Source organism: Stenotrophomonas maltophilia group sp. Smal17 (assembly GCF_030237045.1).
GTDB classification, from domain to species: domain Bacteria; phylum Pseudomonadota; class Gammaproteobacteria; order Xanthomonadales; family Xanthomonadaceae; genus Stenotrophomonas; species Stenotrophomonas forensis.
In genome coordinates this window covers 1-13,057 of the sequence record NZ_JASJSU010000011.1, presented here as the reverse complement: position 1 = coordinate 13,057, position 13,057 = coordinate 1, and the positions used below count along the sequence as shown (strand labels likewise).

11 protein-coding genes and 6 tRNA genes are annotated in these 13,057 nt (G+C 65.5%); 8 read left to right on the top strand and 9 right to left on the bottom strand.

Translation table 11 applies throughout. The features are described 5' to 3' along the window. Positions 1-31 precede the first annotated feature (31 nt). Positions 32-988 (bottom strand): SOS response-associated peptidase family protein, encoded by a 957-nt coding sequence (locus QRO93_RS05025; protein WP_053511701.1) that lies wholly within the window; start codon positions 986-988, stop codon positions 32-34. A 77-nt stretch (positions 989-1,065) separates the two neighbouring features. Between QRO93_RS05025 and QRO93_RS05020 the strand changes: the two genes are divergently transcribed. After that, the gene (locus QRO93_RS05020; RefSeq protein WP_008267409.1) at positions 1,066-1,482 is read left to right on the top strand and encodes a GNAT family N-acetyltransferase; all 417 of its coding nucleotides are present in this window, start codon (positions 1,066-1,068) and stop codon (positions 1,480-1,482) included. Positions 1,483-1,542: 60 nt separating this feature from the next. On the opposite strand, the gene QRO93_RS05015 is transcribed toward QRO93_RS05020, so the two are convergent. The 7 genes from QRO93_RS05015 to QRO93_RS04985 form a co-directional block, all read right to left on the bottom strand. Next, a tRNA-Glu gene (locus QRO93_RS05015) sits at positions 1,543-1,618 on the bottom strand. Between the two features lie 48 nt (positions 1,619-1,666). Then, positions 1,667-1,742 (bottom strand) — tRNA-Ala (locus QRO93_RS05010). Positions 1,743-1,787: 45 nt separating this feature from the next. Beyond that, positions 1,788-1,863, bottom strand: a tRNA-Glu gene (locus tag QRO93_RS05005). 48 nt (positions 1,864-1,911) lie between these two features. After that, positions 1,912-1,987 (bottom strand) — tRNA-Ala (locus tag QRO93_RS05000). 184 nt (positions 1,988-2,171) lie between these two features. Further along, positions 2,172-2,247, bottom strand: a tRNA-Glu gene (locus tag QRO93_RS04995). 54 nt (positions 2,248-2,301) lie between these two features. Beyond that, positions 2,302-2,377 (bottom strand) — tRNA-Ala (locus tag QRO93_RS04990). Between the two features lie 102 nt (positions 2,378-2,479). Beyond that, complete coding sequence (locus tag QRO93_RS04985) at positions 2,480-2,878, bottom strand: heavy metal-responsive transcriptional regulator (RefSeq protein ID WP_053450073.1); 399 nt, start codon at positions 2,876-2,878, stop codon at positions 2,480-2,482. Between the two features lie 186 nt (positions 2,879-3,064). On the opposite strand from QRO93_RS04985, the gene QRO93_RS04980 reads away from it, so the two are divergent. The 7 genes from QRO93_RS04980 (at position 3,065) to QRO93_RS04950 (ending at position 12,518) form a co-directional block, all read left to right on the top strand. Further along, complete coding sequence (locus tag QRO93_RS04980; RefSeq protein WP_053510834.1) at positions 3,065-4,132, top strand: GlxA family transcriptional regulator; 1,068 nt, start codon at positions 3,065-3,067, stop codon at positions 4,130-4,132. Positions 4,133-4,214: 82 nt separating this feature from the next. Continuing rightward, on the top strand, positions 4,215-5,018 hold the full coding sequence (locus QRO93_RS04975) for a TlpA disulfide reductase family protein (RefSeq protein WP_180880231.1): 804 nt from the start codon (positions 4,215-4,217) through the stop codon (positions 5,016-5,018). Positions 5,019-5,048: 30 nt separating this feature from the next. Then, positions 5,049-5,888: a thiol:disulfide interchange protein DsbG gene (gene dsbG, locus QRO93_RS04970; RefSeq protein ID WP_164087824.1), complete on the top strand. Its 840-nt coding sequence runs from the start codon at positions 5,049-5,051 to the stop codon at positions 5,886-5,888. A 515-nt stretch (positions 5,889-6,403) separates the two neighbouring features. Next, complete coding sequence (locus QRO93_RS04965; RefSeq protein WP_180880233.1) at positions 6,404-7,849, top strand: DcaP family trimeric outer membrane transporter; 1,446 nt, start codon at positions 6,404-6,406, stop codon at positions 7,847-7,849. Positions 7,850-7,925: 76 nt separating this feature from the next. Beyond that, complete coding sequence (gene adiC, locus QRO93_RS04960) at positions 7,926-9,278, top strand: arginine/agmatine antiporter (protein WP_006461445.1); 1,353 nt, start codon at positions 7,926-7,928, stop codon at positions 9,276-9,278. Between the two features lie 20 nt (positions 9,279-9,298). Beyond that, on the top strand, positions 9,299-11,587 hold the full coding sequence (locus tag QRO93_RS04955; protein ID WP_285303980.1) for an Orn/Lys/Arg decarboxylase N-terminal domain-containing protein: 2,289 nt from the start codon (positions 9,299-9,301) through the stop codon (positions 11,585-11,587). A gap of 28 nt (positions 11,588-11,615) precedes the next feature. Then, the gene (locus QRO93_RS04950; RefSeq protein WP_006461443.1) at positions 11,616-12,518 is read left to right on the top strand and encodes a cation diffusion facilitator family transporter; all 903 of its coding nucleotides are present in this window, start codon (positions 11,616-11,618) and stop codon (positions 12,516-12,518) included. A gap of 128 nt (positions 12,519-12,646) precedes the next feature. On the opposite strand, the gene QRO93_RS04945 is transcribed toward QRO93_RS04950, so the two are convergent. Further along, positions 12,647-13,057, bottom strand: a 411-nt coding sequence (locus tag QRO93_RS04945; protein ID WP_285303979.1) for an energy transducer TonB, incomplete at its 5' end; no start/stop codon positions are given.

Here is a 13,057-nt window from a genome sequence, read left to right as displayed (position 1 = left end):
CCAGGCGGGGTTTTTCATAGGCGCGTGGTGTTCATCCGGCTTCGTCGTACACGTAGCGGATGTCCTCGCGGTCGTCGAGGATGCGGTATTGCAGGGCCAGGTCATCCGGGTCCGGATTGAGCCAGGCGTCCAGGTGCTCCCGGCGGATCGGCACCACGCCGCGGTCATGCCCGGCGGCGGCGACATCGGGTGGCGGGGCGTCGGTGATCGTGGCAAATGACAGCAGCCGGCCTTCCGGCCCTTCCCACTCCGCCCACAGGCAGGCCAGCAGCAGGTCGCGGGGCGGATCGGGGCGGAATTCCAGCACCACGTCCTGTTCCTTCTCGTCGGCGCCCAGCGTGCGCGCGTCGATGGCGTGGCGTGGCACGTGCTCATAGAACGCCTGCACGACCACGACCCCATGGCGCAGCCCGAATGCGCCGCGCCAGTAGCCTTCCAGGCTGTCGCGCCGTGCATTGTAGGTGCCGGGGTAGAGCACGTCGTTGCGTGCTGGCGTGTCCGGCAGCCGGCACTGGTAGCGCATCGGCTTGATCACCCGCTGGCCGTTGTCGCTGACCATGACCGGTGCGTAGGTGCCCGGGAAGATGCGGTTGTCGCGCGGCAGCAGCTGCACCCGATGCAGATCCTCCAGCCGGGCCTGCGCGCGCTCGATGCGGTTGCCGGCCACGCGCAGGTCGTTGCGCGCCTTCTGGGTGGGGCGGGTCGCCAGCGTGGCGTGGGCGATATCGCGTCGTTCGCGCTGCCGGACCAGCTCGGCCTCCAGTGCCTGCTGCTCCTGCGCATGCCATTGCTGGATCTTTGCCACGATGTCGCGGCCCTGTTCCGTGCGCGCGCCGGCAAAGCCGTCGTCCATGGCTTTTGGGGTTTTCGGGCGCTTCTTGCCGGGATCGTGCGCGTACAGCTCGGCGAATTCCTCCAGCGAGAGAATGGCGCCGAACTCGCGCACCAGCTTGGCGTAGTCGGCGCGGATCAGGGCGGAATAGCACATGCGAACTCTGCCGGTGTGGGTCGCAGCGGCTGCGACGTGGATGCGGCAGGATAGCCCGACACATCAGGAGATGCCGCATGAATGAATCCGCCACCTGCCAGTTCCGCGAAGCCGTGCCCACGGTCGAGGACTACTGCCGGCTGCGTGTACTGGCAGGCCTCAGTGCCAAGCATCAGGAAGCCGCTGCGCGCGCACTGCCCAACACCCTGTTCGGCGTATGTGCCTACCAGGGCAATGAGCTGGTTGCGATGGGCCGCATCGTCGGCGATGGCGGCTGCCACCTGCAGGTGTGCGACATCGCCGTGCTGCCACGCCTGCAGGGGCAGGGCCTGGGCAAGGAGGTGATGCGGCGGCTGGACGACTGGATGCGGGCCAGCCTGCCGCCGTCGGCGTACGTCAGCCTGCTGGCCGATGGTGAAGCGCACCGGTTGTATGCACAGTTCGGCTTCGCGCCAACTGCGCCGGCGTCGATCGGGATGTATCGGCGCTTCTGAAATGAGTGCCTGGATTCCAGGCAAAGAAAAACCCCGGCCGAAGCCGGGGTTCTCAAGAATTGGCGTCCCCACGGGGATTCGAACCCCGGTCGCCACCGTGAAAGGGTGATGTCCTAGGCCTCTAGACGATGGGGACGCACGAAAAACTTCAAGTTGTAGAACCTTCGACGGCCTAATGTCGAAGTGGTGGAGCCAAGCGGGATCGAACCGCTGACCTCCTGCATGCCATGCAGGCGCTCTCCCAGCTGAGCTATGGCCCCGATGAAACCTCGGATGATCTGCCGGGAGCAGAGTCCGTTTGAAACTGGCGTCCCCACGGGGATTCGAACCCCGGTCGCCACCGTGAAAGGGTGATGTCCTAGGCCTCTAGACGATGGGGACGCACGAAAACTTCAAGTTGTAGAACTTTCGACGGCCTAATGTCGAAAGTGGTGGAGCCAAGCGGGATCGAACCGCTGACCTCCTGCATGCCATGCAGGCGCTCTCCCAGCTGAGCTATGGCCCCGTGTTACCGAGCCGCCTATCATACCTGCGTGTTCACGTTTGTGGAAGCCTTTTTTCAACTTTTTTCGTCCCGGTTCATCCGAAGCCACAGGGGCAGGGGAACCGCAACGCCACAACCTGAATGCCGGTAGGCGGTGAACAAAAAAGACCCGGTTATCGGCCGGGTCCTCGTTGTTCGTGATGAGTGGCGTCCCCACGGGGATTCGAACCCCGGTCGCCACCGTGAAAGGGTGATGTCCTAGGCCTCTAGACGATGGGGACGCAATTCTCATCAATGTTCTTTAGCGACCTTTCGACGGCCTAATGCCGAAAGATTGGTGGAGCCAAGCGGGATCGAACCGCTGACCTCCTGCATGCCATGCAGGCGCTCTCCCAGCTGAGCTATGGCCCCACGTCGCTGAGGAGCGAAATAATAGCCTTGCCCCCGGGGCTTGGCAAGCATTTGTTGTACTTTTCTTCACGCACGCTGCGCGGCAGATTCCTGTCGCGGTGGCTACGCGTTGTCGCCGGTCAGCGCCGCCAGGATCGGGCATTGATCCAGCGCACCATGCCCGGGGCAGGCGTCGACCAGCTGCGAAAGCGCGGTGTGCATGCGCTGCAGTTCGGCCATCCGTTGCGCGATGTCCTGCAGGCGGGCCTGTGCGGTGTCGCGCACGCTGCCCATGTCCTGCGAGTGACGATCACTGAGCGCGAGCAGTTCGCCGATCTCGTCCAGGCTGAAGCCCAGTGCTTTGGCGCGGCGGATGAAGCGCAGCCTGCGCAGGTCCGGCTCGCCGAAGATGCGGTAGCCACCGGCCGAGCGCGCCGCCGTCGGCAGCAGCTGCTGCCGCTCGTAGTAGCGGACGGTATCGATCGGCACGCCAGCCTGGCGGGCCAGTTGTCCAATGTTCATGGCGGATTCCTGCAGGTGCTGCAGGTCATTGTGAAGCCTGGAGTCTGGTCAAGGGTCAAGACCTGGCCCGGAGGCGCGTATTCAGCGCACTTTGCAACTTTCTTCATAGCCCCGCCGCTGGACCAGTTCCTACCCTTCGCCTGAACCGGCCGTTCGATGGCCTGTAACAAACCGAGGAGGTGGTCTGTGGATGGAATCAGGAACGAGGGATTCGTCGAGGTCGCGGTGGTCGAGTATCCGGGAGGCGATCCGTCTGCCGCCTCCGTACTGGCTGAGATGGCTCATGTCGCAAATCGCCTGGCCCAGCAACAGCGCCGGCCGTTCAAGCGTGTGCTGGTCACGCGCTGGATCGTACCCGCCAGTCAGACCGGTGTGCACCGCATCGCCGGTGCGGAGATGCTCGATGCCGCCATTCCTGCGGTGATCGCCGTTCCCGGGCAGATCAGTCCCGGCACCTGCCTGCGTGCCGAAGAAGTCGTGCTGGACTGGCTGCGCGCCCACTATGACGGTGGCAGCCTGCTGGCTGCAGCCAGCGAAGGTGTGAGCGTTCTTGCGCGTGCGGGCCTGCTGGCCGGGCGAACGGTCAGCGGGCCTGATCTGGGGCGACACCCGGGGTTGCAGGCGCAGGCCGTGAGCTGGGTGCCGAGCGAGCGTGCGCTGGTCGATGACGGCGATCTGCTGACCGTCGGCGGCTCGCAGGCGTGGCGTTTCCTGGGGCTTCGGCTGCTGTACCGGCTGCATGGACAGGGCGTGGCCAGCGCGGTGGCGCAACAGTTGGGCATCACGGTGCCGGATGGGGTACAGCAGGATCTGGAGCGCTTCAGCGCCAATTTCGCGCATGGTGATCGCGATGTATTGAAGGCGCAGCGCTGGCTGCATACGACCGCCGCGCGTGGTGCCACCCTGGCCGCGATCTGTGAGGTTTCCGGGCTGGAACCGCGGACGCTGCAGCGACGCTTCCTCCGGGCCACCGGTCTGCGGCCCATCGAGTATTGCCAGCGGCTGCGCATCGCCAAGGCGCAGACGCTGCTGCAGCAGGGCGCCGGTATCGACGAAGTGGCCTGGGGGGTGGGCTATGCCGACCAGAGCGCGTTCCGGCGCCTGTTCCTTCGCATTGTGGGCATGACGCCCGCCAACTATCGCCGCCACGTCAGCTGCAAGCGACGCGAGCGGCCGCTGATGCCTTCGGTCGCAGGCAGCCTGCGTGGGCTGCAGGCGCCGACGGGTGCGCAGCTGGGGCGAAGCGCCGCGTGAGACATCAATGTTGCAGTCGTGCTTGCAACCTGGGCGTGACGCTTCGACCATGGAGTGGATGAATGATTGAACAGGTGGGTTGATGTCGAGTGTTGGACCGGTTCCGATGCCGGTGGTGTTGATTCTTGTGTGCGCTGCGCTGGCCATGGCGGTTGCCCGCCTGTGGCCACGCGGAAACGCCCCGGAGCCGCTGCCGTCGGCGGCCAGCATGGTGCTGGACATGCTCCTGATCGGCCTGCTGTGCGGTCGCATCAGTTTCGTGGCACTGAATTTCGCGCTGTATCGTGGCGCGCCGTGGAGCATTCTTCAGATCACCGATGGTGGCTATCATCTGGTGGTGGTGGTGCTGGCGGGGCTTGCGTGGGGGCTGTGGCGCCTGCGCCGATGGCCCGTGTTACGTGCGCCGGTGCTGACAGCGGCCCTGGTCGGCGTATTGCTCTGGTTTGGAGGGAGCCAGGTATTGTCGCTGTGGCAGGAGCGCCAGATGCCATTGCCGACGCTGCAGGTGACGGATCTGCAGGGTGGCCCGGTTGATCTGCAACAGTTCCGGGGCTCGCCGCTGGTACTGAATCTGTGGGCCACATGGTGTGGCCCCTGCCGCCGAGAAATGCCGGTGCTGGCCGCGGCGCAGCAGGCACATGCCGATGTGCAGTTCGTATTCCTCAATCAAGGCGAAACCCTGGATGAGGTCCAGGGTTTTCTCGCCGACGAGCGGCTGGTGCTGGGAAACATGTTGCTGGACGACGACGCGGCCGCATCAACCGTGCTGGGCGTGCAGGCCTATCCTTCGACCCTCTTTTTCGATGCCGACGGGCGCCTGCGTGAACTGCACCTGGGCGAACTGACCGCCGCTGGTCTTGAACACAAACTGCGCCGGCTGCGGTAGCCTGCGCGGGCATCTCACTACGGAGTTCCCATGTTGTCGACTTCCCTGCGCACCGCTCCGGCGTTGCTGTTGTTGCCGGTCATGCTGGCATTGGCCGCCTGCAGCCAGGCCCAGACTCCGCCAGGCAAGACTGCGGCGGCACCGGCCGCAAGCGCTCCAGCCGCTGCCAAGGGTGACCGTCCCGCAGTGTTGAAGGGCATCGAAAAGCACGGCTTCGAGGTCGTTGCCGAGTTCGATGCGCCGGGTGGACTGCGTGGCTTCGCCGGTGTGGTGGGGGGGCAGCAGCCGGCTGCGGCCTACGTCACCGCTGACGGCAAGCACGTGCTGGTCGGCAGCCTGTTCGATGCCGAAGGCAACGACGTGGCTGCCGAGGCCGTGGAAAAGCTGGTCGCCGCACCGATGTCGGCCAAGATGTGGACCAAGCTGGAGGCCAGCGCCTGGGTGCGTGATGGCAAGGCCGACGCACCGCGTGTGGTCTATACCTTCAGCGATGCCAATTGCCCGTACTGCCACAAGTTCTGGGAAGCGGCCCGCCCATGGGTCGACGCAGGCAAGGTGCAGCTGAGGCACATCATGGTCGGCGTAATCCGCGAGGACAGCCCGGCCAAGGCTGCGGCCATCCTGTCGGCGCGCGACCCGAGTGCGGCGCTGCTGGAGAACGAGCATCAGTTCGACCGCGGTGGCATCAAGGCGCTGCCAAGCATCAGCCGCGAGATCGCGGGCAAACTCGATGCCAACCAGGTGTTGATGATCGAGATGGGCTTCCAGGGTACTCCGGGCATTCTGTTCCAGGATGCGCAGGGCCAGGTGCAGCGTCGTGCCGGCCTGCCGCAGGGGGATGACCTGCAGACGGTGCTGGGCCCGCGCTGATCGAAACCCGCATCGCATGACGTGAACCGCAGGCCCGCATGGTGACATGCGGGCCTGCTGCGTTCAGCGGCCCAGGCGGGCACAGCCACCTGCGCAGCACCTGTTCTTCGTCACGTCTGAATCGTGACTGACATCAAGCCTCGCGCCTTGATTCCAATCAAGGCCAAAAACGACAGGCGGACTAGCCTGTGACGCATGGAATACAGCGTCACTGCGCGATGGATGCCGCGTTCGCCAGCCCCCAGTTGGGGGCGGCCGGCCCAGCCATTCACGACACTCTCACTCCTTGCTTGTTACCCAGACCGCTGCGGTCGCCACCTCTCTGGCAGCGCGGCCTTGATGGAGTCGACATGGGGGCAGGCAGGACAGTGTCATCGTTCTGTTGCCTGCCACGCGCAGGCTGACCGGTGTCGTCGACGCAGTAGCTGCATTTCCAGCAACGGCAACGCGAGGCCAGGGTGGCGCATGCGTGCGCTCCGGGAACGTGATGCGAATGTTCGTCCGGGGAGGATGCAATGCGTGTGGCGGTACTGAGTCTGGCGTGTCTGGGTGCACTGGCGATCACGCCAGCGTATGCGCAACAGCACGATGCGGAGGATACACAGGCACTGCGGCGCGAGATTGCCGCCATGCGCCAGGCGCTGGAAGGCATGCAGCAGCGCCTGGATCGGCTTGAACAACGCGACGCGACGCCTGCGCCTGCGTTGGCGCAGATGCCGGCAGCGCCTGTAGCGCCTGGTGCTGCAACGGCGGCTGCGACCGATGTGATCCATCGCACCCAGGTGCCGGGTGTGGCACAGCCGGTGCTGCCGCAACGCGAATCCGTGGCCGATCCGTCCACCGCCGCATCGCGTCCGGACAGTGCGGCGGGCCCGACCGATCCCGATCTGAAGGGCTTCTTTGCCATCCCGGGAACCGACACGGTGATCCGCATCGGAGGCTACGCCAAGCTCGACGCCATTGCCGACTCGCGCGCGGCGGGTGACGAAGACCAGTTCATTCCCTCGTCGATGCCGGTGGGGGGCAGTCATCGCGACGTGTCCAACTTCAACATCCATGCCAAGCAGACCCGCTTCAGTTTTGAAGCGCGGCGACCGACCACGCACGGCAATCTGCGCTTCTACCTGGAAAACGACTTCTTCGGCAGCAGCGATGGCTACGAGTTCCGGCTGCGCCATGCCTATGGCCAGCTTGGCAATACCTACGCCGGCTACGGCTACTCCAGCTTCATGGACCCGGACAGCCTGCCCGACACGCTGGATTTCGCAGGGCCGGGCGGTGCCGGTTATCTGCTGGTGGCGGGCATCCACCACAGCTTCGCGATGGGCAAGGGCAACACGCTCACCGTCGCCGCTGAAGACCCGAAGACCGAACTGGCCGGGGCCACCGAGGAACGGGCCGCAGTGAACCGCCTGCCCGATGTGACGGTGACCGCGCGCATGGAGCGTGACTGGGGCCATCTGCAACTGGGTGCGGTGGCGCGCAGCCTGGCCTATGACGGCGATGGCGAGCGCGACCGGCGCATGGCCGGCGGCCTGCAGCTCAGCGGCTCGGCCTCGGTGGGCGAGCGCGACCTGTTGTTGTTTGGTGCCCTGGGTGGCCGCGGCCTAAGTCGCTACACCGCCGACCTGACCGGCTCCGGGCTGGATGCCGTGGTCGGCGCCGATGGCCGCCTGGATGCATTGGACCTGCACGGTGGCTTCGTGGGCTACACCCACTACTGGTCCGAGCTGTGGCGTTCGAACCTGATCTTCGGCCAGTTGACCTTGGAGCGGAATGCGGCACTGGCGGCCGACGCGTTCCGGCAGAGTCGCTACGGGGTGTTCAACCTGATCTGGAGCCCGGCGCCCTCGTGGACGATGGGCATGGAGCTGTTGTACGGCCGCCTGGAACAGCAGGGCGGCACGCGCGGCGACACGGTCCGGGTGCAGGGCAGCCTGCAATACAACTTCATCAAGTAAGCGCCAGCGGCCGTACGCCAGCGCAACCGTCCCCACGCCCGGCCGCACCGGGCTCATGCCAGTACAGGAGATTGTCATGGCAGAAGCAAAGAAAATCGGGGTGGTCGGAGCCACCTTCCTCGTCGCCGGCAACATGATGGGCTCGGGTGTGTTCCTGTTGCCGTCCAGCCTGGCCAAGATCGGCACCGCCTCGATCTGGGGCTGGCTGATCACCACTGCCGGCGCGTTGCTGCTGGCCTTCGTGTTCGCCAAGCTGGGCAAGCTGGCACCGAAGGCGGGTGGTCCCTATGCCTACGCGCGTGACTGGTTCGGGCCGTACATGGGCTTCCAGACCAACACCATCTACTGGTTCGCCAACTGGATCGGTAATGTCGCCATTCCGATCGCTGCGGTGGGGTACTTCAGCTACTTCTTCCCGATCCTGTCCGAGCCGCTGGTGCGCTGCATCGCGGTGCTGGTGCTGGTCTGGGCGCTCAGCTTCGCCAACATGATCGGCCCGGCCTTCGTCAGCCGCGTGCAGACGGTCACCACCAGCTTCGCGCTGGTGCCGATCCTGGGCATCGCCATCTTCGGCTGGTTCTTCTTCGATGCCGACATCTTCAAGGGCGCCTACAACGTGTCCGGTGAATCCAACTTCGGCGCGATCTCCAGCGCCGCGGCACTGACCCTGTGGGCCTTCATCGGCGTCGAATCGGCCTCGGTGACCGCCGGCGTGGTCGAGAACCCGGAAAAGAACGTGGCCCGGGCCACGCTGGCGGGCGTGTTCCTGGCTGCCATCGCCTATATCGCCAGCTCCTCGGTGATCATGGGCATGGTACCCAACGGTGAGCTGCAGACCTCCGATGCGCCGTTTGCGCTGGCCGCGGCCAAGGCGGTCGGTGGCTGGGGCGGTGCGCTGGTCAGCCTGTGCGCCTTCATCGGTGCTGCCGGTTCGCTGGGCGGCTGGATCCTGCTGACCGCGCAGAGCGCCAAGGCGGCGTCGGATGACGGCCTGTTCCCGAGCATCTTCAGCAAGACCAACAAGGATGACGTGCCGGTCAAGGGCGTGCTGATCGTAGCGGTGCTGATGACCCTGGCCGTGCTGGTCACCTCAACCTCGGAAACCGCGTCCGCGCAGTTCGACGTGATCACGTCAGCGGCGGTGGTGCTGACGCTGCTGCCCTACATCTACTCGTGCGTGGCGTGCTACTTCGTGGTCGAGCGTTCGCACACGCTGGTCCACACCGGAGCGTTCTGGACCCTGACCAGCCTGACCGTCGTGTACTGCCTGTGGGCGATCTACGGTTCGTCGGGAACCATCGTGCAGTACGCGTTCCTGTTCGTGCTGTTCATCACCGTGTTCTATCCCTTCTTCAGCGAGGAGCGCCGCCAGCAGCGGCAGCGCGCCCGCGAGGCCTCGGCGATCAGCGCCGGCGCCCAGCGTTCCTGAGTTAGACAAGGAGAATCAACGTGTACTTCAAGTCCCTGGACTACCCGGTCATTGTCATCGACAACGACTACGAGTCGCCGCGCATCGGTGGCATCCTGATCCGTGCGCTGGTGGAGGAGCTGCGCAGCAACGACCAGCGCGTGCTGTGCGGCCTGAACCTGGATGATGCCCGTGCCGGTGCCCGCACCTACGTGGCGGCCTCGGCGGTGCTGATCTCGATCGATGGCAGCGAAGAGGTGGACGGCGAGTTCCAGCGCCTGACCGCGTTCCTGCGTGAGCAGAGCGCGCGCCGCGCCAACCTGCCGGTGTTCCTGTACGGCGAGCGCCGCACCATCGAGAAGGTGCCGAGCAAGCTGCTCAAGTACATTCACGGTTTCATCTTCCTGTTCGAAGACACCAAGAGCTTCATCTCGCGGCAGGTGATGCGTGCGGCCGAAGACTACATGAAGAACCTGTTGCCGCCGTTCTTCAAGGCCCTGATCCACCACGCGGCCGAGTCGAACTACTCCTGGCACACGCCGGGCCATGCCGGCGGCGTGGCGTTCACCAAGTCGCCGGTCGGCCGCGCCTTCCACCAGTTCTACGGTGAGAACACCCTGCGCAGCGATCTGTCGATCTCGGTGCCGGAGCTGGGTTCGCTGCTTGACCATACCGGCCCGATCAAGGATGCCGAGAACGAGGCAGCGCGCAACTTCGGCGCCGACCATACCTTCTTCGTCACCAACGGCACCTCCACCGCCAACAAGATCGTGTGGCACGGTACGGTGGCGCGTGGCGACGTGGTGTTCGTCGATCGCAATTGCCACAAGTCGCTGCTGCACGCGCTGATCATGACCGGCGCGGTGCCGGTGTACTTCACCCCCAGCCGCAACGCGCACGGCATCATTGGCCCGATCAGCCTGGACCAGTTCACGCCCGAGTCGCTGCAGCAGCGCATCGCCGCCAATCCGCTGGCCAGCAAGGCCTACCAGGCCGGCTCCAAGCCGCGCATCGCGGTGGTCACCAACTCGACCTACGACGGCCTGTGCTACAACGCCGAGAAGATCGCCGACGAGATCGGCAGCGCGGTCGACTTCCTGCACTTCGACGAAGCCTGGTATGCCTACGCCGCGTTCCATCCGTTCTACGAGAACCATTACGGCATGGCCAAGGGCAAGCCGCGTGAGCAGGATGCGATCATCTTCACCACCCATTCCACCCACAAGCTGCTGGCCGCGTTCTCGCAGGCGTCGATGATCCACGTGCGCAATTCCGCACATCGCAACCTGGACGCCGAGCGCTTCAACGAGTCGTTCATGATGCACACCTCGACCAGTCCGCATTACGGGGTGATTGCGGCCTGTGACGTGGCCTCGAAGATGATGGAGGGCGATGCGGGCCGCTCGCTGGTGCAGGAAATGCATGACGAGGCGATCGCCTTCCGCCGCGCGATGCTGCACGTGCGCGATGACCTCGGCCGCGACGACTGGTGGTTCAGCGTGTGGCAGCCCACCAAGCTCGAGCGCAGCCTGGACAAGGGCGATACGCCGGCACCGCTGGTGGCCAAGCGCGAGGAGTGGTACCTGCAGCCGGATGCGCACTGGCACGGCTTCGAGAATCTGGTTGACGACTATGTGCTGATCGACCCGATCAAGGTAACCCTGCTGACCCCGGGGCTGGCGATGGACGGCAGCATGGGCAAGCTGGGCATCCCGGCGGCGGTGCTGAGCAAGTTCCTGTGGGGCCGCGGCATCACCGTGGAGAAGACCAACCTGTACTCGGTGCTGTTCCTGTTCTCGATGGGCATCACCAAAGGCAAGTGGAGTACGCTGGTCACCGAGCTGATGGCGTTCAAGGAGCTGTACGACCGCAACGCGCCGCTGAGCCAGGCACTGCCATCGCTGGCCGCTGAGTACCCCAATACCTATGCCGGGTGGGGCCTGCGTGACCTGTGCGATGCGCTGCACGCGTTCAACCAGGAATTCTCGGTGGCCAAGGTGATGCGCGAAATGTACGTGGACCTGCCGACCCCGGTGATGACCCCGGCCGACGCCTACAATCACCTGGTGAAGGGCGAGATCGAGCGGGTCGACATCGAGCAGCTCAGCGGCCGCGTCGCCGCCACCATGCTGGTACCGTACCCGCCGGGCATCCCGACCATCATGCCGGGCGAACGCTTCGGCGACAGCGACGAGCCGATCATCCAGTCGCTGCGCATCGCCCGCGAGCAGAATGCCCGTTTCCCGGGCTTCGAGTCGGACGTGCACGGGCTGATCATCGAGCACGATGGCGATGAGGCCTCGTACAGGGTGGAGGTGCTGAAGGCCTGACCGGCGACGGTCGGCCCTTCGGCGAACGATGGATACTGCGCGCGAGCAACGCATCCTGAAGTTCTCGATCGGGGTGACCATCGCGGTCAGCGCGGTCGGCTTCATCGGTGGCCTGCTGGTGGGATCGCAGGCCATCCTGTTCGATGGTGTCTACAGTCTGGTCGACGTTGCCCTGACGCTGGTGTCGTTGTCGGTACTGCGGCTGGTGGCGCGGGAACAGAGCCCGCGCTTCCAGTACGGTTACTGGCACCTGGAGCCGATGGTGGAGGCGCTTGGCGGGGTGATCCTTTCGTTGGCCTGCGTGTATGCGCTGGCCAACGCGGTGATTGGCCTGACCACGGGCGGGCACGAAGTGAAGTTCGGGCCCGCGCTGTGGTGGGCGGCGTTGCTGAGTGCCAGCAACCTGGCAATGGCCGCGTTCGTCGCGCAGCGTGCGCGGCGCCTGCGCTCGGCGTTGCTGTGGCTGGACGTGCGTGGCTGGCTGCTGGGCGGATTGATGAGCCTGGCCGTGGTGCTGGCCTTCGTGCTGGCCCTGGTGCTGCACGGCGGTCAGTGGCATCACTGGGTGCCGTACCTGGATTCGATCGTGCTGGCGTTGATCAGCCTGGCGGTACTGCCGGTGCCGGCGCGAAGCGCGTGGAAGGCCATGCGTGAAGTGCTGCAGGTGGCGCCGGATGACCTGGACCGGCGCGTGCAGCAGGTGATGCAGGCGTTCGTGGCCGAGCGCGGCTATGCCGGCTTCACCAGCCACGTGGCGAAGATGGGGCGGATGCGCTTCATCGAGATCCATGTGCTGGCCGACCCGGCGACACCGCTGGGCTCGGTGGGCCAGGTCGATGCGATGCGTGATGAGATCGCAGTACGGCTGGATGCACGCGGCAGCACGTTCTGGCTGACCATCGATTTCACTGCCGATCCGGCGTGGACGTGACGCGACGAAGGACCGCGATCGTTGCGCGTGCCGGACTACTCTGTTGCGTCGGATGTATTTGACCTCAACCGGAGTTGAGGTCGCAGACTGCTGCGCAATCCCGGTCATCCATACGAGGCCTGGGGCGCCTAGCGCAGGTAGTACTCCACCGGTACCACCAGTTCCTGCGGCGCCTTCAGTTCAGCAGGAATGGGCGGCAGTGGCTGCGCGCGGCGGAAGGTCTGCAGCGCGGCGTCGTCCAGCATCGGCTGGCTACTGGACTGCTCCAGACGCAGTGCCAGCAGCCGCCCCTCACGGTCGATGCTGGCCCTGACCCAGGCCGTCCCCTGCTGGCGTCGTGAGCGCGCGGCGGCAGGGTAGTAGCGGTACCGCTCCAGCCGCGCCATCAGGCGGGCTTCCCACTGGTCGCTGGCGGCGCCGGCCTGGAAGTCCGCAGGGGGTGCGTCTGGAGCGGGCGGCGCGGCCGTGATCGATGCCGGTGCGGGACTTGCATCGGTCGCGGCCGCAGGCGGGGCGATCGGCAGCGGCTGCCGGCCACG

Coding starts and splice junctions, on each gene's coding strand:
- QRO93_RS05025 (WP_053511701.1), bottom strand. CDS start 988: ATGTGCTATTCCGCCCTGATCCGCGCCGACTACGCCAAGCTGGTGCGC.
- QRO93_RS05020 (WP_008267409.1), top strand. CDS start 1,066: ATGAATGAATCCGCCACCTGCCAGTTCCGCGAAGCCGTGCCCACGGTC.
- QRO93_RS04985 (WP_053450073.1), bottom strand. CDS start 2,878: ATGAACATTGGACAACTGGCCCGCCAGGCTGGCGTGCCGATCGATACC.
- QRO93_RS04975 (WP_180880231.1), top strand. CDS start 4,215: ATGTCGAGTGTTGGACCGGTTCCGATGCCGGTGGTGTTGATTCTTGTG.
- dsbG (WP_164087824.1), top strand. CDS start 5,049: ATGTTGTCGACTTCCCTGCGCACCGCTCCGGCGTTGCTGTTGTTGCCG.
- QRO93_RS04965 (WP_180880233.1), top strand. CDS start 6,404: ATGCGTGTGGCGGTACTGAGTCTGGCGTGTCTGGGTGCACTGGCGATC.
- adiC (WP_006461445.1), top strand. CDS start 7,926: ATGGCAGAAGCAAAGAAAATCGGGGTGGTCGGAGCCACCTTCCTCGTC.
- QRO93_RS04950 (WP_006461443.1), top strand. CDS start 11,616: ATGGATACTGCGCGCGAGCAACGCATCCTGAAGTTCTCGATCGGGGTG.